Raw genomic sequence first — 26,662 nt, 5'->3', positions numbered from 1 at the left:
TACCCGTTAAAACCCGACGACTTCACGCTTGGTGCCGCGCACCACTTCCACCGTATTGCTCTCGACCTTGGGCGCGGGGGCGGGTGGCCGCGGGCGGTATTGCACAACCGGCGCCGGCCGCTTCGTCGCCCCACCCGACAGGCCCGTCAGTTCCAGGCCGGCATACGCCTGGTTGTCGGCCAGCTCGAGCGCCTCGCGCTGCTCCTTGGTCAGGCCGCTCTTGCCGGCCAGCACCGGAGGCGGCTCGGGAAACAGGCTCGCGTCGGGCGCGGTGGCATCGGTGGGATTGCGCAGCACCAGTTGCAGCTTGCCGTTCTGCGTTGCCAGCAGCAGGCGGTTCACATCGGCGGTGGGCACCGCAAGCACCGCGGTGCGTGCCGGTGGAGGCGGATTGTTCGCGCGCACCATCGTCGCGCCGTCGTCCGATGGCGCATCGCCCGCGGCCGACGCGCTGCCATAGGTCAGCACCCGCAAGCGCGACAACAGCAGCCTGGCCTGGGTCCGCGAGACATCCTGCCCCTGGCGGAGCGTGAAGAACACGTCCACGAAATCGCCCGGCGAAACACGGTTGCCCGTGCCGACGACCTCGTCGACCGGCACCGCCACCGCGCGTTCGCCGTCGTTCAGCAGCAGCGTCAGGCCCTTGACCAGGATGCTGTCGGTCACGGGCGTGCCGGGACCGATGTCGAACTTGGGAATCTTGCCCGACAGATCGCTGGTCGCGCGGTAGGCGCCGGCCGGATCGATAGGCAACTCCACGACCTTGAGCGCGCCCGTGTCGATGGGCACCCCGCCCGGCAGCAGCTTGTCCGCCACGACCACCGGAATCCGCTTTTCGGACAGCGGCGTGGGGGCAGCAGCCGGCTTGGCTACCGGTGCCGGCTTGGTGGCCAACACGAAGGCATAGCCCCCCAGCAGCACGGCCAACAACACCAGCATGGCCGCGACGATCTTGGTTACGTTGTTCATCTGCTTGTCGCCTCGATACTCGAAAAAAACCTCACGCGTCGGCCCCGGTCACGAGCCCGACGTATTCCTTCCCAATTGCACGGTTGCCGCGGCCGACAGATGCTGCGGGATCCAGGCCGTGTTCTCGCCGAACAGCGACTGCAGCCAATTGCCCAGCGGCAGCAGTTCCGGTATGAGCGGATATTTCCGGTAGTCGACATAGGTCACGACCAGCGACGCGCAGCGCAGCCCCGCGGCGTAGGTACATGCCTGCGAGGGCTTGAGCTCGCAGGACACGGGCGCCAGCCCCATCGCCGCGCGGCGCCGCGTCAGCCAATCGACCGACTGCGCCACGGCCCCGCAGGCCTCGGCCTGCAGCGACGCCCCTTCCGGCAATCCCGCCAGCCTCGACTGCAGGGCCACGCGCGCCCCTTCTTCGGCCGCGCGCGACAGCGATTGCTGGGCGACGAAGATGCAGCCATAGCTGATGATCCCGAACAGGACCACCAGGAACAGCACGCATACCAGCGAAAACTCCAGCGCGGCGATGCCTCGCTGCGACCGGGTCGTCCGGACGGATTCGAACAGGGCGCATTTCATGCACCACCTCCGGACGAACCCAGTTGCAAGGCGCCGGGATCCAGCGCCACCCTGGCCGTTGCGCTCAGTACCTCGGGAATGACGAGAAAGGTGCCCGGCAGCGACGGCACGAGGGGGTTCGCGCTATAGGCATAGCTCACGTTCAGCGTCGCGAAGCACATTTCTTCCTGCCTGTAGCCGCAGGCCACCGATGATCCGGCGGCGGGCGTCCCCAGCGTCGCGGAGCACGACGATGCCGTGTCGATGGTGCCGTCCGCCTTCAGGCAAGGCCCCTTGATCGAGGCGGTGCACGTCGGCGTGACCGCCCCGCCCCCAATCTCGCCCAGCCATGCCGCGCGCAGCTTCGCCACTTCGCAGCCATGCTCCAGACGCCCCTGCATCTGCGCCATGAAACCGGCGCCCGCCGTGGCAGGCATGTAGTACCGCAGGCTGGCGCGCGCGCCCTCCTCGACCGCCAGCGTCAGCGACTGCTGGGTCGTGAAGATCAGGCCGAAGCTCAGCACGCCGTAGAAGACCAGGAAGAAAATGGGGAAGATCAAGGCGAATTCGGTCGCATAGGCACCCCGCTGCGAGGCGGCGCCATGCCGTCGAACCTTCTTCGCCACCGTGCTCATGTCAGCGCGTTCCACCATTGCTTCGATTTCCGCCCAGTTTCTATGCCGCATGAACGGCCCATATCGCGCCCAGCGCGAGATACGCTGCATAGGGAATGCCAACGCGTCCAGCCCGGACACCCGACACCCACGACGCCATCCGCTGCACCGCGACAGGACTGCATATCCTTTCCTGCACGCCGGCCAACTGCAGGACCGCCCAGTTGCCCAGCGGATGATTCCGGTGAACCACCGAAACCAGGGCATGGATGCCCGCCATTCCGCTGCCCAGCAACCAGGCAACGAGCAAAGGCGTCGGCTCCAGCCAGAAACCCAGTACCGCAAAGAACTTCACATCCCCGGCGCCCATGGCCTTGAACACATAGAGCGGCACGAGAAAGACCAGCGCCAGCAGCACGCCCATGCCGGCATTCGCCCACTGGGCGGTAAAACCCTCCGGCGCCGTTGCGCCCAGGGCCAGCCACCCCAGTTTGGCCAGCAATCCCGCCAGGACCAGCCAGTTGAAAACCCGGCGGAAAAGCAGGTCGCTGCCGATTACCAAGGCACAAAAAAAGAAAAACGCGAGAATCTGGCTGCTATTAACCATGATTACTAGCCCGGACCGGATCGGTCCGGGCAATTTCTCAGTCCTTCGGTATCACTCCGGCGTTTCCGGCGTGGTCGGCAGCTTCGCGACCACTTTTCCAAACATTTCCTTGAGTCCGGTGCCCAGCTGGGTCAGGACGCCGATGATCACGACGGCAATCAATCCCGCGATCAGGCCATATTCAATGGCGGTCGCGCCATCGTCTTCCTTCAGGAACTTCATCACTTGATTCATTCTAATCTCCATCTCTGAAAAAAAAGGAAACATTTACATCGGCATTAACAGCCGATTCATTCATGACTGCATTCCTATATTTTCGATGACACCTCCCCTGAGAAAATGCCAGAAAAGCGAATATCTCCATGGCCGGTTATTTGCGATTTTCCGGGCGTTGGCGCGAGTAAATGACGTGGTCGACCCGGTGCGCGGCATTGGACCGCACCTCTTCGGAACTGCGGTGCAACTCGATGCGCATGACGACCAGCGTCACGACGGAAATCAGGAATACCGCATAGGGCAGCACGCTGCCGTCCAGCTGCCAGCCGGCGAAGGTGCGCGGGGTGGAACAGATGATGGTGCCGGCGGCCACGCCCGTGTAATGCATGCCGCAGACCGCCATGGCCATGACCACCGCGGCGATGACGCGCTGCAGCTCGCTGGTCAGGTTGAAGGCCAGCCAGATGGCCGCGGTCGCGGCGGCCATGGCGATCGCCACGGAGAGCAGCACCAAGCCGATGTTCCAGTCGAAGAAGGCGTCCATGCGCATGGAGCCCATGCCGATGTAATGCATGCCGGCCACGCCGAATCCCGCCAGCATGCCGGCCGTCAGGCAGCGGTCCAGAGAAAACCACGCGCTGCCCACGTACCAGAGCGCGGCGCCGGCAAACACCACGGCGACGAGCAGGCTGAGCAGGTTGAGCCAGAGTCCGTACGCCACGCCCAGCGGAATAACCTGGGCGAGCATGCCGATGAAATGCATGCTCCATATACCCACTCCGCCGAGGGCTATGCCGGCCACGATGACATACCCTACGTGCACGCCGCCATCCAGCGTTCGGATACGGCTGGCAGCCAATAACGCCACGTACGCGCCCAATGCCGAAATCACAAAGGACAGCGCGACCAAGCTAGCGTCAAAACGTAGAGAGAGAATATCCCCAGGCTGCATAGATTCTCTTTATGTAACGCTCGGTTACGCACACCCTACAGGCATCGTTCCGAGCTTGTCAATATCTGCTTTCCCAAGAATCCCTATTAATCGGATGAAGGCAAGCGCCAGGAAATCGCTAATCTTTCCCGGCATCTTCGTTAATGGCCAGATAATCGCAAGCTTGCGATTATTTATTCCGATCGAAAGACGTCCGATTAAAAGAGTTTTAGTATCTGCCGGTAACGTCCTACAAACGTCCCACTATGAAAAACACCGTCCTACCCTTGTTGAACGCACCCTAAGGGGGTATTCATATGGCACACTTCGCGCGATGACGATCGTTTACGCATATTTGCTTCATATTCCCCAATGACCTCGTTTTCATCGGGAAAACCCGAACTCCGCACACTTAATCTGGCCTTGCTGGCCGCGGTTGCCATATATCCGTTAGCGGCACCGGCGGCCGATAGCCCCCTTCGGGGAAACCCGGCGGAATCGCTGCCTCCGGTGTCGGTCCCGGCTCCGGCGCCGGCCCCGTCGGTATCCGTTCCGGCGCCCGCGCAGAACGAGGCCATCCAGGCCTTGCTGGCGCACAGGCTGGTGCCCAGGCAGTTCGACGTATCCGGCGTCACCGCGGTCGACTTCCAGAAGGTGGTCGACCTGCTGGAGCCGCTGGCGGGCAAGGAGATCACCGTCGCCGAGCTGATCCAGCGTACCGATGCCATCACCCAGCTCTATCGCGACGCCGGGTACGCGCTGTCCTTCGCCTTGATCCAGTCGCAGGACTTCCGCGACGGGCTGGTCAAGGTGACCGTGGTCGAAGGCTATGTGGGCAGCACCCGCATCGAGGGCGACGCCGGCAACGCCGCGGCCAAGATCCGCGACTACGCCGCGCGCATCGAGGCCGAGCGGCCCCTGACGCGAGCGACGCTCGAGCGCTACCTGAACCTGATGACCACGGTGGCCGGCGCCACGGTCAAGCCGGAACTCTCGCTTCCCAAGCGCGCCGACGGCTCCACGGAACTGGTCGTGAACGTCGGCTACAAGGCGTTCCGGCTGGACACCGGCATCGGCAACCTGGGTACCGGCGTCCACGCCATGCTGACCGCGACGGCCAACAGCCTGACGCCGCTGGCCGAACAGATCCAGGTCACCACGGCGGTGCCGCGCGGCAGCGATCACCTGGAGTACTACGCGGCCAATGTCGCCGTGCCGGTGGGCAGCGACGGCATGACCGTACGCGCGGAGGCCTACAGCTACGCAGCCAACCCCGAGAACGACAGCCTGAACGCGCAGAACATCGACCGCCGGGTCCGCAACCAGCGGGCCGGGCTCAGCGTGAGCTATCCCTTCCTGCTGGCCAATCGGGAATCGCTGACAGGAACGGCGGGCTTCTACGCCTCGCGCAACAACGACACGTACAGCAGCCGCATCACCGGCAACCAGGTCACGCTCAGCAACCACCTGCGCGTGCTGCGCGCCGAGCTGGCCTACGCCCAGGCCAGCGATACGCAATCGCGGCGCATCACGGCCGGGATCTACAAAGGCGTGGACGGACTGGGCGCCGAGCAAAGCGCCAACAGCAGCTATGACCTGGGCTTCACTCGCTATACGCTGGCGGCCAACCAGAACTTCACGCTGCCTCATCAGTTCGGACTCTCGCTGGCCGCGCTGGGCCAGTACAGTTCCGACTCGCTGCCCACGTCCGAACAGCTCACGTTCGGCGGACAGCGCTTCGGGCGCGGCTATCCCGCGGGCGAACTGGGCGGGGACAAGGGCTACGGCGCCTCGATCGAGCTGAACCGGCGCTTCGCGGTGGGCCTGCCCTACCTGCAGAGCGTCACGCCCTACGTGCTGGCCGACTATGCCCACGTCAGCCTGAACAACAAGAACTTCACGCTGGCCACGGACACGCTGACGTCGCTGGCCCTGGGCCTGCGGGTCACCGACCAGCGCCACTACGCGTTCGACGTGAACCTGGCCAAGCCCGTCGGCGACAAGCCGGTCAACAGCGACAACCGGCCGCTGCGACTGAACGCCAACTACTCGCTGCGGTTCGACTGACCCGCGCTCGTCTTCGTTACGTAACAGGGGGATCCCTGCTACGTAACGAACCCCCGCCTCCCCCGTCTTTTCGCCCCGCTTCCCAGGGAATTTCGGCCCATCGTCTCAGCCGCACGAATTCCCTGAGTTTTCGATTTATCCCCTGTTTGCAAGGTTTTCCGGGTGTTCCGAGGCGATCGCCCCGCTTCTCCGTCCGCTTGCGGTTGCACATTGGCACAGCTTTTGCTCGATAGGCGCAGCAGGCAGTGTCGCCGCTTCAGCGATAAAGGGGAATAACCATGCATAAAGAACAAACGAAGCCGGGCCCTCGCGTCCTGGTAGCCGCCTTGGTACTCGCACTCTCGACATTGGCCGGTTGCTCCGGATCCGGTGCGATCACCTCCGGATTGGGAGGAGGTTCCGACCCCACCAATCCCAACAACCCCAACAATCCGGGTGATCCGAACAACCCCAACAATCCGAACAACCCCGGCAACCCCGGTGACCCGGGCAATCCGGGCAACCCCGGCAATCCTGGCAACCCGGGTGATCCCGGCAACCCCGGAGATCCTGGCAATCCTGGCGGCACGCCCGTCACGGGCGTCCTGGCGCCCACGCTGGGCAATGTCGGCCAAGCGGTCGACAACGTGGTCGACACCGGACTGGCCGGCACGCTGCACAACGTCGGCACCAAGCTCGACGGCGTGGTCGCCCCCGTAGGCAACACGGTGACGGGCCTGACGCAACAAGTGGGAGCCGCGACCGGCGTGGGCGCCCCCGTGGACAACCTGCTGACCTCGGTAGGCGGCTCGGTGAAGGACCTGGGCCAATCGCTGGACGACACCGGCCTGCCCGTCAAGCTGGGCCTGGGCGGCGTGGTCGCGGGCCTGGGCGACACGGTCGCCAGCGCCGGTGGCCTGGTGAACGCGACCGAAGGCAATCCCAACCCCCTGGGCAATGTGCTCAACAACCTGAGCGGCACGGTCTCCACCCTGACCGGCACGCTGGCCTCCGACGATGGCCTGCTGAGCCCGGTCTCGCAATTGCTCAACGGCCTGGGCGAAGGTGGCACCGTTCAGAACCCCGTGCTGCAGCCGGCCCTGACCAACACGGGCAGCGCCGTGGACAACCTGGTGGACCTGAAGCTGGGCCAGACGCTGGGCCAAGTAGGCGCCGGCCTGGATCCGGCGGTCAGCCCCATCGTCGGCACCGCCACGCAGCTCACGCAACAGGTCGGCGACAAGACCGGCCTGGGCGCGCCGGTGAATGATCTTCTCGTCTCCGTGGGCGGCGCCGTCTCCAACCTGGGTGAGAGCCTGGGTGGCAAGCTTCCGGTTGCCGGCACCGGCGTGAGCGGCCTGGTATCCGGGCTGGGAGCGACGGTCGCCAGCGCCGGCGGCGTGGTGCATGCTTCCGATGCCAACAAGAACCCCGTCGGCAACGTGCTGGCCAACCTGACCGGATCGGTGGACAGCCTGACCGCCGGCCTGGGCCTGAGCATCGAAGGCGGACTGGTCGACAAGGCCGGCAGCGCCACGTCGCCCTCGGCCGCCGGCGCCGACGGCGGCCTGCTCTCACCCGTCACCGGCCTGCTCGGCGGCGTCGCGGGCGGCGAAGGCGGTGTGCTGGCTCCTGTCACCAACCTGCTTGGCGGCGTCACCGGCGGCGAAGGCGGCATACTGGCTCCCGTCACCAACCTGCTGAACGGCGCCACCGGCGGCGAAGGCGGCGTGCTCGCTCCCGTCACCGGCCTGCTTGGCGGCCTGACCGGCGGCACGGGCGGCGAAGGCGGCGGACTGCTGCAACCCATCCTGTCCGGCAATCTCGAAGGCCTGCTGGGCGGCAGCAACGGACTCCTCGCCCCGATCACCAGCGGCCTGCTGGGCGGCATCGGCAGCGACGCCAAGCCGATCCTCCATCCCTCGCTGGCCAATACGGGAAGCGCGGTCGACAACCTCGTTCCGCTCAACGCCAAGGAAACCCTGGGCAATGTCGGCACGGCTCTCGACCCGGTCGTCACTCCGGTCGCGAACCTGGTGTCCGGCACGACGCAGACGGTGGGCGCGGCCACCGGCCTGGGCGAACCGGTCAACGGCCTCCTGACCTCGCTGGGCAGCAGCCTGAGCGGCGTCGGCACCAACCTGGGCGGCAACGTCCCCGTCGTCGGCACGGGCCTGGGTGGCCTGGTGAACGGCCTGGGACAGACCGTCTCCAGTGTGGGCGGCCTGGTCCATGCCACACCTGAGAACACCAATCCCGTCGGCAATGTGCTGACCAACCTGACCGGCGCCGTCAACAGCCTGACTGCTGGAGTCGGCCAGGGCACCGGCCTGGGCGGCGGCACGGGAGGTGGCGAAGGCAACGGTGGCCTGCTGAACCCGGTCACCGGATTGCTGGGCGGGCTGCTGGGCAGCTTGGGCAAGCATTGAAAGGAGAGGCCATGCTTCACTGGGAGAACGTAATGAGTTCCTCGAGCCATTCGGTCCACGGATCGATACCCCGGGAACCCGAGGAAACGGACAGCGACAGCCAGGAGATGCTCAACAGCATCGTCACGATGCTCGGCCGCCGCCTGACGGTCTACACCTCGCTATACCAGACAGCATTGGCCGAACGACTGGGGCTGGGCATGGTCGACGTGAAGGCGCTCGAACTCGTCATCGAGTTCGAGCCCATCACGACCGGCCAGCTGGCCTGCCTGGCAGGCATCAGCTCGGGCGGGACGACGGCGGTGATCGACCGACTGGAAGCCACCGGCTTCGTGGTCCGCGACAAGCATCCGTTGGACCGGCGCATCGTCGTCATTCGGCCGGTGCGCGAGAAGTGCGCGGAGATCGAACGCCATATGCGCGCGGTGGCCGAGGACGTCGCGCACATCGGCGCCCGCTACGAGCGCGATCAGTTGTCCGCCGTCCATGGCTTTCTGGCGCAATGCGTGCATGCGCTCAAGACCGAGGCCCTGGGCATGCTGGGAGAAGGCGGCAACGCCCCGAACCTGGAAGGACGCCGCCATCCCGGGGACGACAAGCGGCGCAACTGATTTGCCCTCCTGACCGACATCTCCATCTGCCCGCGCAAGCGGGCATTTTTTTGCCGCCGGGCCGCCCCAAGGCAAAAAAGCGCCCCCTCCGGGGGGCAGCGTCGCCGCATAGCGGCAAGCGTGGGGGCATTTTCTACCGCGAGGCTCAGCCGGCCTTGCGCCCGCGGACGAACCATCCCAGCGACGCCATCTGCAATACCCCCAGTGCGGCGAACGCCACCGCGAACGCCGCGCCCCGCCCCAGGCCGGCCTGCGTCAATCCGTCGACGACCACGCCTATGCCCCACTGGATCACGAAGGCGCCGACGAATACGAACATGTTGTAGAGCGTCACCAGCCGCCCCGCCGCCTCGCGGGGAAACTGCGTGGACAGATAGGGCTGCATCAGCATGATGGGCGCAACGCCCGCCGCCATCACCAGCCAGAGCAGCCAGGCCAGCGGCCCGCCGGCGAAGGCCAGCAGGAAGATCACGACGAAACAGCACAGATAGCCCGCCAGCGCGATGTTCAGCAGACCGAAGCGCCGCTGCAGCGGCGGACTGGCGAAACCCATGACGACGTAGCCCAGCGTCATCACCAGCATCATGACCAGCAGCATCGAGGCGCTGCCGGCGGGGCTCATGCCCAGGACGTCCGTCATCCATGGTCCGGCCCACAGCGTCTGCAGGGCGATGATGCCGCCCTGCCCGATGGCCGACAGCGGCATCACGCGCAGGATCTCGGGGTGCCTGAGCAGCCCCCACAGCGAGACCTGCGCCGCGCCCGGACGACCGGTCCCCAGCACGCTCACGTCATGATCAGGCACCACGCGCCACAGCAGGACCGCGACCACCGCCAGCGACAGGCCTGACAACAGATGAACGCTGCGCCAGCCGAAATGCCCGGCCAGCGCGGCCGCGGGCGACGTGAAGAACACCGCGCCGCCGGTGCCGGCGACCAGCAGCCACAAGCCCAGTTGCGCCTGCCGCTCCACCGGATAGCAGCGCCGGAAATACGAGAACGGCGCCATCAGGCTGGCCGCCACGCCGGCGCCGATGAGAATGCGGCCCGCCGAGGTGACCGCGAAGCTGCCTGCCCAGACCATGACGAAGGAACCCAGGGCGGCGATGGCCAGCAGGCAGGCCTCGACCCGCCGAGCACCGTAGCGGTCCAGCCAGACGCCCAGCGGCGCCTGCATGGCCGCCAGGGAAACGAAGAACGCCGACGACAGCCAGCCGAGCTGCGATTTGCTGAGCGACAGGTCCTGCGTGATGAACGGCGCCAGCGCGGCATTGACCGAGCGCAGGCCGTAGGAAAAGAAATAGGCGGCGGCGAAACAGGCAAAGATCAACAGGGACTGCCGTCCGCCGATCTGGGGCGGCCGCATATCGTTATCGTTGGGCATGGGCAAAGACAGGTCTCCTCGAACGGCAAGAATACCCGAGGCGCCGTGAGGGCGTTCGCCAAGGCCCGGCGGCACATCTGCTACGATAGCCCTGCCGCCTGTCTGGGCGGTGCGTCTTCAGGGCGGGGTGGAAATCCCCACCGGCGGTAGGGTGTCCTCGCACACCGAGCCCGCGAGCGCTTGCCGGCCCTCCGGCAAGGTCAGCAGATCCGGTCCCATGCCGGAGCCGACGGTCATAGTCCGGATGAAAGAAGACGGGAACACGCGCCGCGTCCCGGCCTGCGTCCGCGCAGCCATGGGCGGCGCGCCTCCTACGGCGCCCACCAGCGCCATGCCCTGAACGCTTCCTGTTTCCTACGGAGCGTTTTCATGCAGTCCCTGCAACAGTACTTCGAAGCCACTACCGCCGAACAACGGCTGCTCGCGGCCCTGGCCGCGCTGAAACTCGGCCAGCCTGTCGTGCTGCTGGACGACGAGGATCGCGAGAACGAGGCGGACCTCATCATCGCCGCCGAATCCATCACCGAACCCATCATGGCGCGCATGATCCGCGATTGCAGCGGCATCGTCTGCCTGTGCCTGACGCCCGAGAGCGTGGATGCGCTCGGGCTGCCGCAGATGACCTCCCGCAACCGCAGCCGCAACGGCACCGCGTTCACGGTCAGCATCGAGGCCCGCGAGGGCGTCAGCACGGGCGTCTCCGCGGCGGACCGGATCACCACGGTGCGCGCCGCGCTGACCGGCGATCCGGCGGCCCTGGTCAGCCCCGGCCACATGTTCCCGCTGCGCGCCGATCCGCGCGGCGTGCTGGGCCGCCGCGGCCACACCGAGGGATCGGTGGACCTGGCTGCGCTGGCCGGCCTCGCCCCCGCCGCGCTGCTGTGCGAACTGATGCACGAGGACGGCAGCATGATGCGCGGCGACGCGGCGCTGGCCTATGCCCGCGAACACGGCTGGCCGCTGCTGACGATCGAGGACATCGTGACGTGGCGTTCGCGCGCCGACCTGCCGGCCGAGGAAGCCATCGCGGCCTGAGGGGGACACGGCCCCATGCCATTCCCCATCCGCCAGCCTGATATCGAACGGGCCGCCCGGCTCATCGACGAGGCCGACTGCCTCGTCGTCGCCGCCGGCGCTGGCATGGGCATCGACTCGGGCCTGCCCGACTTCCGCGGCCAGCACGGCTTCTGGCGGGCCTACCCGGCCCTGGGGCGCCACGGCCTCGATTTCACCAGCATCGCCTCGCCGCGGGCCTTCAGGCGGGATCCGCGGCTTGCCTGGGGTTTCTATGGCCACAGGCTGGCGCTGTACCGCACCACCGCGCCGCACGCGGGCTTCGCGCTGCTGCGCGACTGGGCCCGCGAACTGCCCCGGGGCTGCGTGGTCTTCACCAGCAACGTCGACGGCCAGTTCCAGCGCGCCGGATTCGACGACGGCGACATCACCGAATGCCACGGCTCGCTGCATTTCCTGCAATGCCTGGCCCCCTGCTGCGAAGCCATCTGGCCGGCCACCGACTTCATCCCGGACGTCGACGAGGAACATTGTCTGCTGCGCGGCGAACCCCCCGCCTGTCCGCGCTGCGGCGGCTGCGCCCGCCCTAACGTGCTGATGTTCGGCGACGCGGACTGGATCGATGACCGTGCCCAGTCCCAGGCCCGCCGCCTGGAGGCGCGGCTGCGGCTGTCGTCGCGGCCGGTGGTGGTGGAGATAGGCGCCGGGCAGGCCGTCCCCACCGTGCGCCACTTCAGCCAGCAACTGGCCTTCGACAGGCGGGCGCCGGTCATCCGCATCAATCCCCGCGAACCGGAAGTCCCCGGGCTGCCCCAGGCCATCGGCCTGCCGCTGAATGCGCTGGAAGCGCTGCGCGCCATCGACGCGGCCCGCGAGGGCCGTGCCGATGGCTAGGCCCTAACCCTGCTGGCCCGACAACGCGGCCGTCCGCTCGTAGTGCCGGGCCAGCAACTCCTTGGCCGCTTCCAGGTTCCCCGCCATCACGGCCTCGAAGATGGCCCGGTGCTCGTCCAGTTCGTTGCGCCGCTTGTAGGCCTTGCGCGCCGCCAATTGCCGATAGCGGTAGGCGCGGTCGTAGAGCTGCTCGCAGAATCCCATCAGCGTGGGCGACCCGCACGCGGACAACAGGGCGAAGTGGAACGCGCGATGCTGCCGTTCCCACACCGGGTTTTCTTCATAGCTGTCCTCGTCCACCGAGCGCGGCGTGCGCGACAGGCGGTGGAAGGCGAGCAGCAGCGCTTCCTCCCATTGCGGACTGCGCCGGGCCAGCCCCTGCTCGAGCGCCAGCGACTCCAGCGCCACACGGTTGCGCAGGATGTCCTCCAGTTCGTCGGCCGATACCGACGCGGCCGCGAATCCACGCTGGTCGTTGTGCACGGCCAGGCCCTCGGCGACGAGGCGGCTGAGCGCCTCGCGCAGCGGGCTCGCGCCTATGGCGTAATGCTGCCGCAGTCGATGCATTAGCAGCTTCTGCCCGGGGGGCCACAGACCGTCGAGCAGATCGGCGCGCAGGCGTTCGTAGATCTGCACGGTCATGCTGGGAGCAATATCGGCATCTAACATGCGGGGGTTTTCCTCAGGTTACCGACATTATTTTAGCTCGATAGAATTTTGTCGATATTTTTCTCCATACGGAGTTTTATCGACAATGGCTCATCCTTTCGTTTCCTTCACACTCCCAAGCCAGGACACCGTCCGCATCGGCGTGGTCGCGGACGGCAGCGTCGCCGAAATCGCCGATTCCGGCCATCCGTTCAAGTCCGGAGGCGCGCTGGCGGCGCTGGCCTCGCAAGGCCCGCAAGCCATGCGGGCAGCCGCCGACCGCGCCCTGGCGGGCGCCAAGCGCGTCCCGCTGGCCGAGGTCCGCCTGCTGCCCCCCGTACCCCAGCCCGGCAAGATCATCTGCCTGGGCCTGAACTACGCGGACCACGCCGCCGAAGGCGGCAACGCCAAGCCCTCGTATCCGAGCTTCTTCATGCGCGGCGCCACCTCGCTCATCGCCCACGGCGCGCCGCTGCTGCGCCCACGGGTATCGGACAAGCTGGACTTCGAGGCGGAACTGGCGGTGGTGATCGGCAAGCGGGCGCGGCATCTGTCGCCGGACGACGCCCTGTCGGCCGTCGCCGGATACGCATGCTTCAACGATGCGACCCTGCGCGACTACCAGCGCCGTACCGCGCAATGGACCATAGGCAAGAACTTCGACGGCACGGGCGCCTTCGGACCGTGGCTGGTCCCGGCCGACGCCCTGCCCCCCGGCGCATCGGGCCTGAAGATCGAATCACGCCTGAACGGCCGCGTCATGCAAAGCGACAACACCTCGAACATGCTGTTCCCGGTGGCCGAGACCCTGTGCCTGCTGACCGAGGCGCTGACGCTGGAGCCCGGCGACGTCATCGCGATGGGCACGCCCGCCGGCGTGGGGTATGCGCGCAAGCCGCCGGTATGGATGCAACCCGGCGACCGCATCGAGATCGAGATCGAAGGCCTGGGCACCCTGGCCAATACCGTGAAGGACGAAGCATGACCGACATCGCAGCAAGCGCAGCCACCCCGCGCATTACCCGACTGCCCGACGATTTCCGCTGGCCGGGCGGCAAGCGCATCGCCGTGATCTTCAACATCGCGTTCGAGGCCTGGTCGGATGGCCAGGCGCCGGGCATCGGCCCCATGGGCAACGTGCTCAAGCCGGGCTACTTCGACACCAATGCGCACTCGTGGGCATCGTTCGGCGTCAACCGCGGCATCCACCGCCTGATCGGCATCGCCGAAAAGCACGGCATCAAGACCAGCGTGATGGTCAACGGCGTCATCTGCGAACGCGACCCCGCCACCGTGCGCCGCATCGCCGAGCTCGGCCACGAGATCGTCAATCACTCGTGGGGCATGGACGTGATTCCGGTCTACCTGGACGAGGCCGCCGAACGCGCGAACCTGCGCCGCAACCACGACCTGCTGGCCGGCACCTCCGGCACGGCACCCACCGGCTGGATCAGCCCGCGCGGCACGGGCAGCCTCATCAGTTCGCGGCTGCTGGCCGAGGCCGGCTATCTGCACCACGGCGACATGAACGACGACGACCGGCCCTACGTCATGGACTTCGGGCAGCACCGCATCGTCGCCATCCCGCTCACCATGGACGTCAATGACCTGCCCACCTGCATCCGCTACGGCCAGGGACCGCGGCACATGCTCGAGACCTTCGAGGACTGCTTTGCCGCCTTCCGGGAACGCGAGACCGCGCCCCTGATGCTGGACGTCACGGCCCACACGCACGTCATGGGCCGTCCCTCGGGAGCCTGGGTCTACGACGAGATCATGGGCCGCGTGGCCAAGGCCGATGACGTCTGGATCGGCACGCGACAGGAGATGGCCCGGTACGTCCTCGACACGATCTGAACAGCGCACCGCGCACGGAGGAGACAACATGAAATCCCTGAGCATGGCCGCGGCGGCGCTGGCCGCCTGCGGCCTCGCATCCCCTGCCCTGGCACTGGCCGAACCGGCCTGGCCCGCCAAGCCTGTCCGCTTCGTCGTCGCGTTCGCGCCCGCCGGCCCGGCCGACATCATCGCCCGTCTGCTCGGACATCGCCTGGGCGAAGCCCTGGGCCAGAGCATCGTGGTGGAGAACCGGCCGGGAGCCGGCGGCTCGGTGGCTTCGGCCGCCGTGGCGCGCGCCGATTCCGACGGCTACACCCTGCTCATCAACACCAGTTCCTATGCCGTCAATCCGGCCATGCAGCGCAACCTGGGCTTCGATGCCGAGAAGGACCTGACGCTGGCGGCGCTGGTGGCCTCGAGCCCCAACCTGATCGTGACCGCGCCCAACCTGAAGGCCAGGACGCTGCAGGAGGTCATCGCCGCGGCGAAGTCCGGCGACTACAACTACGGCACGGCCGGCGCCGGCACCACGCCGCACCTGACCGCCGAATACCTGTTCAAGGTGCTGGCCCGCACGCCCGTCACCCACATTCCCTACCAGGGCGCCGGCCCCGCGCTGACGGCGGCCGCGGCCGGGCAGACGCAGCTCGCCAGCGTGGCCCTGCCCGCAGCGGTGGAACTGGTCAAGGCCGGCAAGGTGCGCGGCCTGGTCGTGACCGGCAGCAAGCGCTCGGCGGCGCTGCCCGAGGTGCCCACCGTGGCCGAGTCGGGCTTCCCCGGTTTCGAGGACGTGACCTGGGTGGGCGTATTCGCGCCGGCCAGGACGCCCGATGCGGTGCTCCAGCGCCTGAACGACGAGGTCGCGCGCATCCAGCGCGACCCCGATTTCCAGGCCAGGCTGGCCGCCACCGGCTTCGAGCCGCTGGGCGGCACGCTGCCGCAGGCCAGGAAGTACCTGCACGACGAACTGGCCAAGTGGGCCAAGGTCGTGAAGGAAACCGGCGCCCAGGCGAACTGACCGACAAACGAACCGGCAGCGCCCCCGCCGCCGATCCCAGGAGAAGACCCTCATGCCTCATCGCAGACAAGCCCTCGCCCTGCTGGGCGCGCTGCCACTGGCGGCTGCGCTGCCGGCCCGCGCCCAGGGCGATTTTCCCTCGCGTCCCATCAGGCTCCTGGTGGCCTTCGCGGCCGGCGGCAGCCCCGACCTGCTGGCGCGCCTGATCGGCAACCAGGTCGGCAAGCAGACGGGCCAGAGCGTGGTGATCGAGAACCGCGCCGGCGCCAACGGCATCATCGCCGCCGAGGCAGCCGCCCATGCCGCCCCGGACGGCTACACGCTGCTGCTGACCACCGGTTCGCAGGCGATCAACCCCAGCATCTACAGCAAGCTTCCATACGACACGGTGCAGGACTTCACGCCGGTGAGCCTGCTGACGGTGGCCCCGGCGTTGACGCTGGTGGTCAATCCCAAGTTCCCCGGCAAGACCTTCGCCGAGTTCCTCGACATGGCGCGCAAGCCCGAAAGCCGCATCACCTTCGGCTCGCCAGGCACCGGCAACACGCTGCACCTGGTGGGCGAGCTGCTGAACGCGACGGCCGGCACGCACATGCTGCACGTGCCCTACAAAGGAGGCGCGCCCGCGCTGAACGCCGTGATCGCCGGCGACGTCAGCGCATGCTTCCTGAGCACGGCCGCGGCCATCATCGCGGTCAAGGCCGGGCAGGTCCGCCCGCTGGCGGTCACCAGCCGCCAGCGCATCGCCGCGTTTCCCGACGTCCCGACCATGGCGGAAAGCGGTGTGCCCGACATGGACTACAACGGCGGCTGGGTCGGCATCTTCGCGCCCGGAAAAACGCCGCCCCCCATCGTGCAGCGCCTGTACGCCGAGATCGACAAGGCCATGCGCGTGCCCGAGGTGAAGGAAAAGATGGAAGCCTGGGACAGTCCGCCCGCGCAATCGTCGCCGCAGGAATTCACCCGCTTCTTCCAGGCCGAGATGGACAAGTTCGCGCGCATCGTCAAGCTTGCCCACGTACCCATGCAATGAAGAGATTCCCCGCACCATGATCCCGACCCGCACCACCACCGAGAACGGCATGATCTTCGAACGCGACGTCGCGCTGGCGATGTCCGACGGCACCGTGCTGCGCGCCAATGTCTTCCGGCCCGAGGCCGCCGGCCGCCACCCGGTGGTCATGGCCATGGGCGCCTACGGCAAGGACGTCCATTTCGCGGATGCCTACCAGCCCCAATGGCAGGTCCTGAAGAAAATCTACCCGGGTCTGGACACCGAGGGCACGACCGGACGCTACCTGCGCTGGGAAGTCGTCGACCCCGAGCGCTGGGTGCCCGACGGCTTCGTCGTGATCCAGGTCGATTCGCGCGGCACGGGCCGCTCCGAGGGCTACCTCGATCCATTCGGGCCCATCGAGACGCGCGATCTCTATGAATGGATAGAGTGGGCGGGCGGCCAGCCATGGTCCAATGGCAAGGTAGGCCTGATCGGCGTGTCCTATCTCGCGATCAAGCAGTGGCAGGTGGCCGCCTTGCGGCCCCCGCACCTTGCCGCCATCGTGCCTTGGGAAGGATCCAGCGACCTGTACCGCGACGGCAGCTATCACGGCGGCATCCTGAGCAACAGCTTCACCGAGGCCTGGTGGCCGCGCCAGGTGCTGGCCAATCAGTACGGCAGCGGCGCCAGCACCCACCGCGACCGCCTGACCGGCGAACGCACCACCGGCCCCGACCTGCCCGAAGCCATCCTGCGGGGCAGCCGCGCGGACCACCCGCGCGACCGCCTGGAGCATCCACTGGACGACGCCTGGAACCAGGCCCGCGAAGCCGACTTGTCCGCGATCCAGGTACCCATCCTGTCGGCCGCGAACTGGGGCGGACCGGGCATGCACCTGCGCGGCAACTTCGAAGGTTTCCTGCGTGCCGGATCGCGGGACAAATGGCTGTTCGCCCACATCGGCACCCACTACGAGAGCTTCTACCTGCCCCGCTACGTCGCCCTGCAAAAACGTTTCTTCGACCACTATCTGCGCGGCGCGGACAACGGCTGGGACCGCGAGCCTCGTGTCCAGCTGGCCATCCGCCGTCCCGACGGCACCGCCGAGCTGCGCCAGGAACACGAATGGCCGCTGGCCCGGACACGATGGACGCGCTTGCATCTGGACGCGGACGCGCTGATGCTGGCGCCGCAGGCGCCCGGGGCAGGCGGCCGGGCGGTGTTCGACGCGATGGGCGAAGGCTTGCACTTCTCGACCGCGCCGTTCGAAGAGGACGTCGAATTCACCGGCCCCGCGAGCCTGCGCCTGTGGGCGTCGTCATCGACCGCCGACATGGACATCTTCGCCGTGCTGCGCGTGTTCGACCCGGAGGGCAAGGAAGCCAGCTTCATCGGCGCGCACGAACGGGTACCCATGGCGCTGGGCTGGCTGCGCGCCTCGCGCAGGAAGACGGATCCCGCCCGCAGCCTGCCCTACCGGCCCTGGCATACGCACGATGAAATCCAGGAACTCGAGCCGGGCCAGGCCTATCCGCTGGATATCGAGATCTGGCCCACCAGCATGGTCTTCCCGCGTGGCTGGCGCCTGGTGCTGACGCTGCAGGGCCATGACTTCATCGTCGACCCGCCGGGGCGCTTGCGCCACGACCATCCGCAGGACCGACCGGCCGGGATCTTCGACGGCCGGACCACCGTCCACACCGGTGGCGAACGGGACAGCTACCTGCTGATGCCCCTGATCCCGGCCCGCGGTTGAAGGAAGGGTTATGCTCGCGCAGTACCGATCCAGGAGACGAGCATGACCCGATCCAACCGTACCGCGCTTGGCGGCAGCTACAACGAAGCCTTGTTCGAACAGGGCCTGGCCACCCGCCGCGAGGTGCTCGGCCGCGAATACGTGGACGCCTCGCTGGCCAAGGCCGCCGAGGACCCGCTGCGCATGGAACTGCAGCAGCTGGTCACGCAGCATTGCTGGGGCGACGTCTGGAACCGGCCCGGACTCGACCGGCGCACCCGCAGCTTCCTGAACCTGGCCATGATCACGGCACTGAACCGTCCGCACGAGCTGCGGCTGCACGTGCGCGGCGCGATCAACAACGGCCTGACCAAGGAAGAGATCAACGAGGTCTTCCTGCAGGCCGCCATCTATTGCGGCGTGCCCGCGGCGCTGGACGGGCAGCGGGTGATGCTGGAGGTGTTCGCGGAAATGGGGATCTGAGGAAAAACCATGGCCGGCGCGGCGGGGCGGGCGCGAAGGCCGCCTCGCCGGCTCGTGCACGGTTTACGCCGGATCGGCTACGGGCAGCGTGCACGTGAAGCTGGCGGCGTCGTCTATCGACCCGGTTCCCTTGTAGCGCGGGTACGCGGGATACGGGCAAAGCGGACGCGTCCGGCTGGCCGGAATCGCGGGCGTCACCGCGGCGAGATCGGCGTTGCCCGGTGTTGCCTGCGCAACGATGACATCCGGTGCCTTGCCGCGCTCGACCCAATCCATGATGGGTGCCAGCCGGTCGAAGGAGTCGGTGCTGGGACCTCCCCTGCAATGGCCCATGCCCGGCACAAGGAAAAGCCTGGCGAACCGGCCCGTTTGCTCGCGGCTCGAATTGAGTGCCACGACGGATTCGTAGTAGTCGATGGTGTCGACGGCGTTCGGTCCGCTGTCCCCCGTGCCGTGATAGAAGATCATCTTGCCTCCCCGGTCGCGATAGCGCCCCAGATCCGGGTCCGACATCAGCCACGGCGCATTGACGGTCATCGAATTGCCCCAGGTATCCCAATCGACATCATCCAGGGGCCGGAATCCCGGCTGGGGCGGGGTCATGAACAGGATCGGCGTCGGGTCGATATTCAGTTTCCACTGGATATCCAGAATCGGCCCCTGCCCCGTGATGCGCGCAGCCTGACCGGAAGACGTCATCCAGGCGGCGTCGATGCGATAGCCGCGGACCGGGACCTCGCCTGGGGCTCGATAGCCCGGCACCTTGAACGCGGCGCCACCGGAGTCGACCGGCCCGTCCAGGACGGCTTCCCAGATACCCACCTGTTCGGCCGACAGGCATTCCGGGGTCTTCTCTCCGGTGCAAAGCAGCGCTTTCGGGCGGAACGTGCAGGCGGCCACATTGCTGATCATGCCGTCGACCGCGCCATCCTGCGCGTCGCAGGCAGCCAGCAGCTCGCGCTGGAACAACTGGCGATCGGCCTGCGGCATCGCCTCGTGGAAGCGCGGCATGCCATTGATATCCCGGGACACCACCGCGGCGGCCTTCTGCCAACCCCAGATCCGGGCCGCCACGACCCGGCCGAAGTCGAATACCGGAGCGCCCGCGACGATGCCATCGAACTCGTCCGGAAAACGCTGCGCAAAAGCCATGCCCTGCCGCCCCCCGGTGGAGCATCCATCGAAATACGAGCGCTCGATCGCGTCGCCATAGTAGTCCGCGATCAGGCTTTTGGCGGCCTTGGACGTCTTGATGATGGCCCCGTAGCCGAAATCCACCTTCGCCTGGGGATCGAAGCCGAAGGCCTCGGGCGCCGGCAGGTCGGCATTGTCGTGGCCGCCGTTCTGGGAAACCACCGCGAAACCCTGCTCCAGGGCCGTCTTCGCTCCGCCCGTCGGTCCATACGCGGGAGCCAGCGTGCCCTCGAGCCCGCTGCCGCCTTGAAAGAAGAAGCGCCGATTCCACTCGAGCGGCAGACGAAGTTCGAACTTCGTCGCGTAGCGCTTTCCGTCCACGCCTGTCCGGGGTTCCAGGGAACCCTGGACCACACAGTGGGCCGGCAGGAAGGTTGCCGCGGTCGGAGCGGACTTCTCCGTGGCGGCCGGTACCCAGGTGGCGCTGGTGATGACACCCTTGTGCTCTGCGCTGCTGAAATCCTTGACTGCCGCGCAGGCTGCCTCTCCGGTCAGCGCCTGAGGCTCAGGCACCGCGCCCGACCCACCGCAGCCGGCAACCGCCAGAACCGCCGCCAAACCTCCGGCGCCCCACCCAACAGCCAGATATCCACCCGATGCATGCATAGTGCGGTCCCCCTTATTGGCGCCGATGGCGGCGATATTTATAAAGTATCTTGATATAAAAATACCTTACATAAAACTGAGACTTACGCGAATAGGGTTAGTCCTGAATGGCGCAGGTAACGTGCCGCGGCGGCGCAACTGCCGCGATCGGCCACGCCATGCGGAGAAGCAGACGACAACAAAAAACCCCTTGATTTCTCAAGGGGTTTCTTGGCACATCTGATCTGGCGAGCGGTGTCATTCAAAAGATGGCCTATGATCCGCATGAATGCTTGCTCTAGCTGGTTTTGTTTTTGGCAACTACCTCCATAAATACCCCCACCTTCTCGCGCTGCTAAATCGCCATCAGCCGGTAGGGGTTCAGCAGCCGCTCATAGGGAAAGCCATGGACAGCCCGACCGGACCGCCGCCGCAAACCACCACGTCGAAATGGTCGACGGCGCGGTGCCTGGAATGCTGCGTCATGCTTGCCCCCTTTCAGCGGCGCTGCGCGCCATGCGCTCGGGACTCTTGTTCCATTCGGACCACGAACCCACGTACAGGCGCGGCTCGACTCCCAGCGCGTTAAGCGTCAAGACGGATAGCGCCGACAACACCCCGCCGCCGCAGTACACGACGACATCGCGGCCGGCTTTCACGCCGGCGTCCTCGTACAGCGACTCGATTTCGCTCACGGTGCGCAGCACGCCCGCCGGCGTCCACTGCTCGGCGGAAGGCAGGTTCCTGGCGCGGGGGATGCTGCCCGCAAGAAATGAATTCTCGTCGCGCGCATCGATGAGCAAGGTGCCGGAGCCCAGTTGCTCCACCTCGTCGACGAGGATCTGCGGCATGTTCCCCGGCTGCAGCCTGAGCTGCTCCGACGCGGCGGTCGCGACGCGATGGGTTTCGCCCTGGGCCACCGGCCCGCCATGATTGATCCACGCTTTCAAGCCGCCGTCGAGCACCTTGACGTTCTTGAGCCCCGCCCAGCGCAGCACCCACCAGCCGCGCGCGGCCAGCGCCACCGACGGCCCGTACACCACGACCTCGGTCTCGGCATCCACGCCCCAGGCCCTGAGCCGGTGCTCGAGCTGCTCGCGCTCCGGCAAGGGCAGATTGCCGGAATCCGGCGCAGGCTGCGCCGCGAAGACCTCGCGTATCTGTCCGTACACGGCGCCGAGAATGTGGCAATCGCGGTAGTCCCTGAACTCGTCCTCGGGCTCGCCCAGCCTGACGTCGATAAACAGCCGGTTCGCGTTGGCGCGTTCCAGCAATTGCTCGGGCTGCACGATATCGCCCGACAGGGACGACAACTTGTGTTTCATCGATCGAATCCTTCGCTCATCCAGGCCGGCCGGAACGTCAATCCGCCACCGGCAGATTCCGCTCCTTGATCAGTTTCTTCCAGAATTCCGTTTCCGAGCGCACCACGTCGGTCAGCGCGGCGGTGCTGGTATCGGGCAGTTCCGCGGCCCAGCCCTTGACCGTTTCCTGGGTGGCCGGAGATTTGGCGATCGCGGTGATTTCATCCGCCAGGCTCTTCGTAACCGCGGGATCCATGTTCTTGGGACCGAACACGGCGATCCACGCGCCGATGGCGGGCACGTCGCGCAGCCCCAGTTCATGCAGCGTAGGCACGCCGGTGGCCACGGCGCTGCGTTCGGCGGAGCTCACGGCAAGCGCTTCCATCGTCCCCGCACTGATGTACGGCCAAGCCGTCACCAGGGAAATGATGGCGATGTCCACATCTCCCGCCATCACTGCCTGCAACTGCCTGGAACCCGTGCTGTAGGGAACGTGCACCATGTGCGTACCCGCGCTGATGTTGATCAGCTCGCCCAGGTAGTGCATGCCCGTGCCCACGCCGGCAGAGGCGAAGTCGATCTTGCTGCCGCTCGGTTTGGCCTGGTCGATCAGATTCTTGAAGGTCTTGAACTTCCCCGCTTTCGCGACGATCACGTAGGGCGTCGTCGTGATCTGCGCGATCGGCTGCAGATCGCGCAGGCCATCCGCATTCTTCTCATTGGAGGCCGCGCGGATCGTGATCGAGGATCCGGTCACCAGCAGGTTGTACCCATCGGCGGGAGTTCCCATGATGTGTTTGGCCGCCACCTCGCCGCCCGCGCCCGGTTTGGGCTCCACCACGAAGCACGCTGGCCCTTGCCGCCTTGGTCGGCATAGGCGGCGTGCTGGTCGCGTCCAGCATCGGCTATGCCGCCCTGCAATTGGCCGGCGCGGCCTACCTCGTCCATCTCGGCATCAAGAAATGGCGCACCGCCTCCGCGCCCCTGCAAACCGCGAGCCGCGAAAGCATGCCGTCGCCCGCCAGCCTCTTCACCCAAGGCATGTTCGTCGCGCTATCCAACCCCAAGGCCATCCTGTTCTTCCTGGCCCTGCTGCCGCAATTCATCCAGGCCAATCGCCCCTTGCTGCCGCAGTTCGCCGCTCTTACCTCGATACTGCTGGCTTTCTCGTTTTCGGCGCTGATGGGCTACTCGGTGCTCGCGCGCACAGGGCGACGGCTTGCGCCGGGAAGTGCAGGCCTGGTGGCGGCGAATCGCATCATCGCCATCGTTTTCGTGGGATTGGGCGTATTCATGCTGGCCAGGGCCGTCACCGGGCGTTAGCAAGAGTCCCGTTCAAGCGAGCAAGGCGCCTGGCTTTCCATACGCTGCTCAAGGAGCGGCGAGGAAATCACCGACAAGACGGTTGAACGTCGCCGTCCATTCGATTTGTGTCCAGTGCCCGCAATGAGGGAACACATGCAGTTGAGCGCGCGGAAGAAGCGACGCTAATTTGATTGAATTCTGCAGAGGAATTACCTGATCTTCACGCCCATGGACGACAAGCGTCTCATGCTGCAGGGTTCGCAGCTGCTCCTCTGGTGTCGCTAGCGCCTCTATGTAACGCTGCCGAGGGCCGGGCGAGAACATGCGGCCGAACCGTTCCTGCACCCCGGGACGGATACTCGCCCGATAGCGCAACTCAGCCAACTCATCGGACACCAACTTGCGGTCATAGGCGAACACATCCAGCAATCCCTTCATATTCTGAAGCGATGGCTCATAGCCCCACACGGCGTCAAGGCCGGGCGTGAGCGGGAACGACGTCCCCACGCTCCCCATCAGCACCAGGCGGCGAACCCGGTCGGGATGGCGACTCGCAACCGCCAGTGAAACACCTCCGCCGAACGAGTTGCCAACCAAGTCGACCTGGGGAAGAGAGAGGGCATCCAGGAAGCCGATCAGATGATCGACCCAGGTATCCAGATCGTATGAAACAGACGGCGGCGCTTCGGTGTATCCGAACCCTACCATGTCGGGCGCCAGGACGCGCGCACGCTCGGCCAGGGGACCGATATTCAGGCGCCAATTCGCCCAGGCCGTAACGCCCGGCCCTGAACCGTGAATCAACAGTACCGGATGGCCTTCGCCCTGGTCGTGGTAGTTCGTATCGATCTGGCCAACTCGCAACCTCAGGCCAATTTCAGGATTCTCGGAATTAGTCACGGCCAGTCCCCTCCTCCTGTTCGCAGATGCGAGCGAGGATCTCCGCACCTCGATTGGCGGCAGACAAGCCGCGGAACAAATAGCACAGGTTCACGACCGCTTGCATTTCGTCCCAGCTCGCTCCCGCCTTGCGGGCAGCGACACCGTGCAGAACGGCGGCATCGCTGAGATCCATGAGCAACATCCCGAACAACAAGAGCTGCGCCGTCTTTACATCGAAGCACTTCGGATACATCCCATGCTCTCGCGCCTCTTCCTGCAAGCGCAGCATCGTCGGATCGATCGCCCCGGTCACATGGAAACGCGCTTCGATACGGGGCGGGAGAAAACCTACCAACTCTTCATATATCTTGGTACGACTTTCAATACTCCGGCTTTCGTCGGAATAGGAGCCCATCCGCTTGCTCACGCTCCCGACGTCGATTCGTGCAGGCAACATGTCTTACTCCTTGGGTTGTTGCGGCCAATACGCAAACCCCAACCCAGTCTTCGCATGATGGGCGGGAATGTAATCGACTATCTCGCCTTTCCATTGGCACGCGGCAGCGGCAACGATCCATGCGCGGATCTCGCCGGAGCCGCCACGCATGGTGGCCGAGTCCATCGTAAAGAGATGCTGGAGGTCTCGGCCCCTGTTGGTTGCGATGCGATCAAGAATCCATTTGTCCATGGGCGTATCGATCCATCCGGCTCTTGGACCGACCGGATCATGCGACAACCCTCCGGACGCATAAATGGCGACGCGTTCTTTGCGCGTGGCCAGGATGCGCGCAAGCGCCTCGCCGAGCTGCCAACACCGGGCGGCGGTTGGCAAGGGCGGAAAGTAGCAATTCAGGTACAGGGGGATGATCGGCACGTCCAACCTGGGAAGCAGGCGCTTGGCCGGATAGACGATCATGTGCGAGGTGCCCCGCTCCGAATGCGGCCCCATGGGATTCATGACCGAGGAGCTGGCCATATCGAAACCATCGTTCAGAAGCTCTTCGAGCAAATGGTTCGACAATTCCTTGTGCACCGGCACATGGATCCGCGACGCTCGAGGCGGTTGATCGACATAGAACGGCGCTTCGGAACCCCACACCTCATCGCCGGTAAACAGGCACATCGCCGGATTGCACCGTGCGTCGAACATGTCCTCCTGATCGTCGCCGACGAAAATCACCGCGTCGGGTCGATACGCTTCCAGCTGTTTCCGCAGGACCTCGAAGGCTGCATCGATCCGATTCACGTAGCTGCGAATGACCTCCGGCGTTTCGAGCTTCGCAGTATGCGGCTGCGAATCCTTCATGTAGTCGGGAATCGCGCCATAGACCTTCGGCCACAGCTCAGGTGGGCAGAACATCGCCGGCGCGTGGGAGGATGCCAGACCAAGACCTATCATTCTCCGTCTCCAGTGGGAAATGTATTCGAAACATGGAGCAATGCTTGGACCAAGGCTTCCGGATTCGCAACTCCCTTGCCCGCGATGTCCATCGCCGTTCCATGTCCTACCGAGGAAAACACGACCGGGGTGCCGATCGACATCGCGGCAGCCATGTTAGGCGCCGCCACCCTTGCAGCGACATGTCCCTGGTCGTGCAGCATGACGACGAACGCATCGCAGTCCTTCCTGGGCAAGAGCGTATCGGCCCCGATAGGTCCGATAAGATCCATGCCATCGTCACGCAGCTTGCCAATCGCTGGCGCGATGATTTCGATCTCCTCGCGGCCGAACAGGCCAGACTCGCCAGCATGCGGATTGACGCCCGATACGCCTATCCGCGGCCGGGCGATACCCAGCCGGCCCAGAGCCTGTGCAGTCGTACGAATGACCTTCTCTACCCGGTCTTGCGTAATGGCAGTCAAGGCGTCCCTGACACTGAGGTGCAGGGTCACGTGAGCGACTCTGGTTCTTTCCCAGCAGAGCATCAATCCGACTTCATCGACCGGCGTCCCCGTACGGCGCGCCAGGTACGACGGATGTCCGTCGAACGCAATGCCTGCTTGTTTGATGGCGGTCTCATGGATCGGCGAACCGACCACTGCATCGACCACTCCTGCTTTCGCCGCATCGACCGCTGCATCCAGCGCCGCGATGGTTGCCGCACCCGACGCGGCCGACACCTCGCCGATTCGAAAGCTTTCGTCCAAGCTCGGGACGTCCATCAGGGCCAGCCCCTGGTCCAGGCTGGCAATGTCCGCCATTGACCGCAGCAGGCGGTAGTCGGCCCGCAGTCCGCAAAGCTTCGCGTGCGCGTCCAACGCCCGTTTGTCGCCAAACAGAACCAGACTCAGGCTGTTGCGGATACGCGGGTCGTCGGATGCCTTCAATGCGATTTCCGGTCCGATCCCCGATGGATCTCCCAACGTAACCGCGATTCTTTTCAGCGCCATTGAGAAAC

The 26,662-nt window shown here is 66.0% G+C and carries 27 protein-coding genes and 1 riboswitch; of the genes, 12 read left to right on the top strand and 15 right to left on the bottom strand.

Going from position 1 to position 26,662, the window contains the following annotated elements; genetic code table 11:
* Positions 1 to 6 precede the first annotated feature (6 nt).
* From cpaB to CDO46_RS15180, 6 genes are all read right to left on the bottom strand, one after another.
* A complete protein-coding gene (gene cpaB / locus CDO46_RS15205; RefSeq protein WP_087839326.1) occupies positions 7 to 969 on the bottom strand; it encodes a Flp pilus assembly protein CpaB in 963 nt (320 codons plus the stop codon).
* A gap of 48 nt (positions 970 to 1,017) precedes the next feature.
* Complete coding sequence (locus CDO46_RS15200; protein ID WP_087839325.1) at positions 1,018 to 1,548, bottom strand: TadE/TadG family type IV pilus assembly protein; 531 nt, start codon at positions 1,546 to 1,548, stop codon at positions 1,018 to 1,020.
* On the bottom strand, positions 1,545 to 2,180 hold the full coding sequence (locus tag CDO46_RS15195) for a TadE/TadG family type IV pilus assembly protein (RefSeq protein ID WP_087839324.1): 636 nt from the start codon (positions 2,178 to 2,180) through the stop codon (positions 1,545 to 1,547). Before CDO46_RS15195 ends, CDO46_RS15200 begins: the two co-directional genes overlap by 4 nt.
* Positions 2,181 to 2,202: 22 nt before the next feature.
* Positions 2,203 to 2,748, bottom strand: coding sequence for a prepilin peptidase (locus tag CDO46_RS15190; RefSeq protein WP_087839323.1), 546 nt, complete (start codon positions 2,746 to 2,748; stop codon positions 2,203 to 2,205).
* 51 nt (positions 2,749 to 2,799) lie between these two features.
* Complete coding sequence (locus CDO46_RS15185; RefSeq protein ID WP_087839322.1) at positions 2,800 to 2,982, bottom strand: Flp family type IVb pilin; 183 nt, start codon at positions 2,980 to 2,982, stop codon at positions 2,800 to 2,802.
* A 136-nt stretch (positions 2,983 to 3,118) separates the two neighbouring features.
* Positions 3,119 to 3,874: an MHYT domain-containing protein gene (locus CDO46_RS15180; protein WP_254914614.1), complete on the bottom strand. Its 756-nt coding sequence runs from the start codon at positions 3,872 to 3,874 to the stop codon at positions 3,119 to 3,121.
* A 531-nt stretch (positions 3,875 to 4,405) separates the two neighbouring features.
* Between CDO46_RS15180 and CDO46_RS15175 the strand changes: the two genes are divergently transcribed.
* The 3 genes from CDO46_RS15175 (at position 4,406) to CDO46_RS15160 (ending at position 8,981) form a co-directional block, all read left to right on the top strand.
* On the top strand, positions 4,406 to 5,962 hold the full coding sequence (locus tag CDO46_RS15175) for a ShlB/FhaC/HecB family hemolysin secretion/activation protein (RefSeq protein ID WP_254914613.1): 1,557 nt from the start codon (positions 4,406 to 4,408) through the stop codon (positions 5,960 to 5,962).
* A gap of 278 nt (positions 5,963 to 6,240) precedes the next feature.
* Positions 6,241 to 8,370: a collagen-like triple helix repeat-containing protein gene (locus tag CDO46_RS15165; RefSeq protein WP_140416869.1), complete on the top strand. Its 2,130-nt coding sequence runs from the start codon at positions 6,241 to 6,243 to the stop codon at positions 8,368 to 8,370.
* Between the two features lie 32 nt (positions 8,371 to 8,402).
* Positions 8,403 to 8,981, top strand: a complete 579-nt coding sequence (locus CDO46_RS15160) for a MarR family winged helix-turn-helix transcriptional regulator (protein ID WP_243724551.1) — start codon at positions 8,403 to 8,405, stop codon at positions 8,979 to 8,981.
* Positions 8,982 to 9,126: 145 nt separating this feature from the next.
* Here CDO46_RS15160 and CDO46_RS15155 read toward each other — a convergent pair whose 3' ends face one another.
* Positions 9,127 to 10,365, bottom strand: coding sequence for a nitrate/nitrite transporter (locus tag CDO46_RS15155; protein ID WP_087839316.1), 1,239 nt, complete (start codon positions 10,363 to 10,365; stop codon positions 9,127 to 9,129).
* Positions 10,366 to 10,474: 109 nt separating this feature from the next.
* Positions 10,475 to 10,625: riboswitch (FMN riboswitch) on the top strand.
* 109 nt (positions 10,626 to 10,734) lie between these two features.
* On the opposite strand from CDO46_RS15155, the gene ribB reads away from it, so the two are divergent.
* Both ribB and CDO46_RS15145 read left to right on the top strand, forming a co-directional pair.
* Positions 10,735 to 11,400 (top strand): 3,4-dihydroxy-2-butanone-4-phosphate synthase, encoded by a 666-nt coding sequence (gene ribB, locus CDO46_RS15150; RefSeq protein WP_087839315.1) that lies wholly within the window; start codon positions 10,735 to 10,737, stop codon positions 11,398 to 11,400.
* A gap of 15 nt (positions 11,401 to 11,415) precedes the next feature.
* On the top strand, positions 11,416 to 12,273 hold the full coding sequence (locus tag CDO46_RS15145) for a Sir2 family NAD-dependent protein deacetylase (protein ID WP_087839314.1): 858 nt from the start codon (positions 11,416 to 11,418) through the stop codon (positions 12,271 to 12,273).
* Between the two features lie 3 nt (positions 12,274 to 12,276).
* Here CDO46_RS15145 and CDO46_RS15140 read toward each other — a convergent pair whose 3' ends face one another.
* Positions 12,277 to 12,942: a GntR family transcriptional regulator gene (locus CDO46_RS15140; protein WP_243724550.1), complete on the bottom strand. Its 666-nt coding sequence runs from the start codon at positions 12,940 to 12,942 to the stop codon at positions 12,277 to 12,279.
* Positions 12,943 to 13,027: 85 nt separating this feature from the next.
* Between CDO46_RS15140 and CDO46_RS15135 the strand changes: the two genes are divergently transcribed.
* The 6 genes from CDO46_RS15135 to CDO46_RS15110 are packed head-to-tail and all read left to right on the top strand — an operon-like array spanning position 13,028 to position 18,993.
* Positions 13,028 to 13,906, top strand: a complete 879-nt coding sequence (locus CDO46_RS15135) for a fumarylacetoacetate hydrolase family protein (protein ID WP_087839313.1) — start codon at positions 13,028 to 13,030, stop codon at positions 13,904 to 13,906.
* Positions 13,903 to 14,778: a polysaccharide deacetylase family protein gene (locus CDO46_RS15130; RefSeq protein ID WP_176400762.1), complete on the top strand. Its 876-nt coding sequence runs from the start codon at positions 13,903 to 13,905 to the stop codon at positions 14,776 to 14,778. Before CDO46_RS15135 ends, CDO46_RS15130 begins: the two co-directional genes overlap by 4 nt.
* 28 nt (positions 14,779 to 14,806) lie before the next feature.
* Complete coding sequence (locus tag CDO46_RS15125) at positions 14,807 to 15,778, top strand: tripartite tricarboxylate transporter substrate binding protein (RefSeq protein ID WP_176400761.1); 972 nt, start codon at positions 14,807 to 14,809, stop codon at positions 15,776 to 15,778.
* Between the two features lie 52 nt (positions 15,779 to 15,830).
* Positions 15,831 to 16,811, top strand: a complete 981-nt coding sequence (locus CDO46_RS15120; protein ID WP_087839310.1) for a tripartite tricarboxylate transporter substrate binding protein — start codon at positions 15,831 to 15,833, stop codon at positions 16,809 to 16,811.
* 16 nt (positions 16,812 to 16,827) lie between these two features.
* On the top strand, positions 16,828 to 18,531 hold the full coding sequence (locus CDO46_RS15115) for a CocE/NonD family hydrolase (protein WP_243724549.1): 1,704 nt from the start codon (positions 16,828 to 16,830) through the stop codon (positions 18,529 to 18,531).
* A gap of 42 nt (positions 18,532 to 18,573) precedes the next feature.
* Entirely contained in the window at positions 18,574 to 18,993 is a 420-nt protein-coding gene (locus CDO46_RS15110) for a carboxymuconolactone decarboxylase family protein (RefSeq protein ID WP_087839309.1), read from the top strand.
* A gap of 63 nt (positions 18,994 to 19,056) precedes the next feature.
* On the opposite strand, the gene CDO46_RS15105 is transcribed toward CDO46_RS15110, so the two are convergent.
* From CDO46_RS15105 to CDO46_RS15095, 3 genes are all read right to left on the bottom strand, one after another.
* Positions 19,057 to 20,745, bottom strand: coding sequence for a tannase/feruloyl esterase family alpha/beta hydrolase (locus CDO46_RS15105; RefSeq protein WP_176400760.1), 1,689 nt, complete (start codon positions 20,743 to 20,745; stop codon positions 19,057 to 19,059).
* Between the two features lie 509 nt (positions 20,746 to 21,254).
* Complete coding sequence (locus CDO46_RS15100) at positions 21,255 to 22,097, bottom strand: sulfurtransferase (RefSeq protein ID WP_087839307.1); 843 nt, start codon at positions 22,095 to 22,097, stop codon at positions 21,255 to 21,257.
* 37 nt (positions 22,098 to 22,134) lie between these two features.
* Positions 22,135 to 22,917, bottom strand: a complete 783-nt coding sequence (locus CDO46_RS15095; RefSeq protein ID WP_165963190.1) for a tripartite tricarboxylate transporter substrate binding protein — start codon at positions 22,915 to 22,917, stop codon at positions 22,135 to 22,137.
* Positions 22,918 to 22,925: 8 nt separating this feature from the next.
* Here CDO46_RS15095 and CDO46_RS15090 point away from each other — a divergent pair, with 8 nt between their 5' ends.
* Positions 22,926 to 23,399: a LysE family translocator gene (locus CDO46_RS15090; RefSeq protein ID WP_087839305.1), complete on the top strand. Its 474-nt coding sequence runs from the start codon at positions 22,926 to 22,928 to the stop codon at positions 23,397 to 23,399.
* A gap of 48 nt (positions 23,400 to 23,447) precedes the next feature.
* Here the strand turns inward: CDO46_RS15090 and CDO46_RS15085 are convergent, their stop codons facing one another.
* From CDO46_RS15085 to CDO46_RS15070, 4 genes are read right to left on the bottom strand one after another with little or no spacing between them, the layout of a single operon-like run.
* Positions 23,448 to 24,281: an alpha/beta fold hydrolase gene (locus tag CDO46_RS15085; protein ID WP_207958652.1), complete on the bottom strand. Its 834-nt coding sequence runs from the start codon at positions 24,279 to 24,281 to the stop codon at positions 23,448 to 23,450.
* Positions 24,274 to 24,720 (bottom strand): carboxymuconolactone decarboxylase family protein, encoded by a 447-nt coding sequence (locus CDO46_RS15080; RefSeq protein ID WP_217896315.1) that lies wholly within the window; start codon positions 24,718 to 24,720, stop codon positions 24,274 to 24,276. Before CDO46_RS15080 ends, CDO46_RS15085 begins: the two co-directional genes overlap by 8 nt.
* 3 nt (positions 24,721 to 24,723) lie before the next feature.
* Positions 24,724 to 25,662: a hypothetical protein gene (locus tag CDO46_RS15075; RefSeq protein ID WP_087839304.1), complete on the bottom strand. Its 939-nt coding sequence runs from the start codon at positions 25,660 to 25,662 to the stop codon at positions 24,724 to 24,726.
* Positions 25,659 to 26,591 carry a PdxA family protein gene (locus CDO46_RS15070; protein ID WP_165963188.1) on the bottom strand — a complete coding sequence of 311 codons (933 nt, stop codon included), beginning with the start codon at positions 26,589 to 26,591 and terminating at the stop codon, positions 25,659 to 25,661. The genes CDO46_RS15075 and CDO46_RS15070 overlap by 4 nt, the downstream gene beginning before the upstream one ends.
* Between the last annotated feature and the right edge of the window lie 71 nt (positions 26,592 to 26,662).

Origin of the sequence: Pigmentiphaga sp. NML030171 (assembly GCF_002188635.1) — a bacterium.
In the GTDB taxonomy this organism is placed as follows: Bacteria; Pseudomonadota; Gammaproteobacteria; order Burkholderiales; family Burkholderiaceae_B; genus Pigmentiphaga; species Pigmentiphaga daeguensis.
Note: the sequence above shows the minus strand (reverse complement) of the source record. Positions and strands in the feature narration are given on the sequence as shown.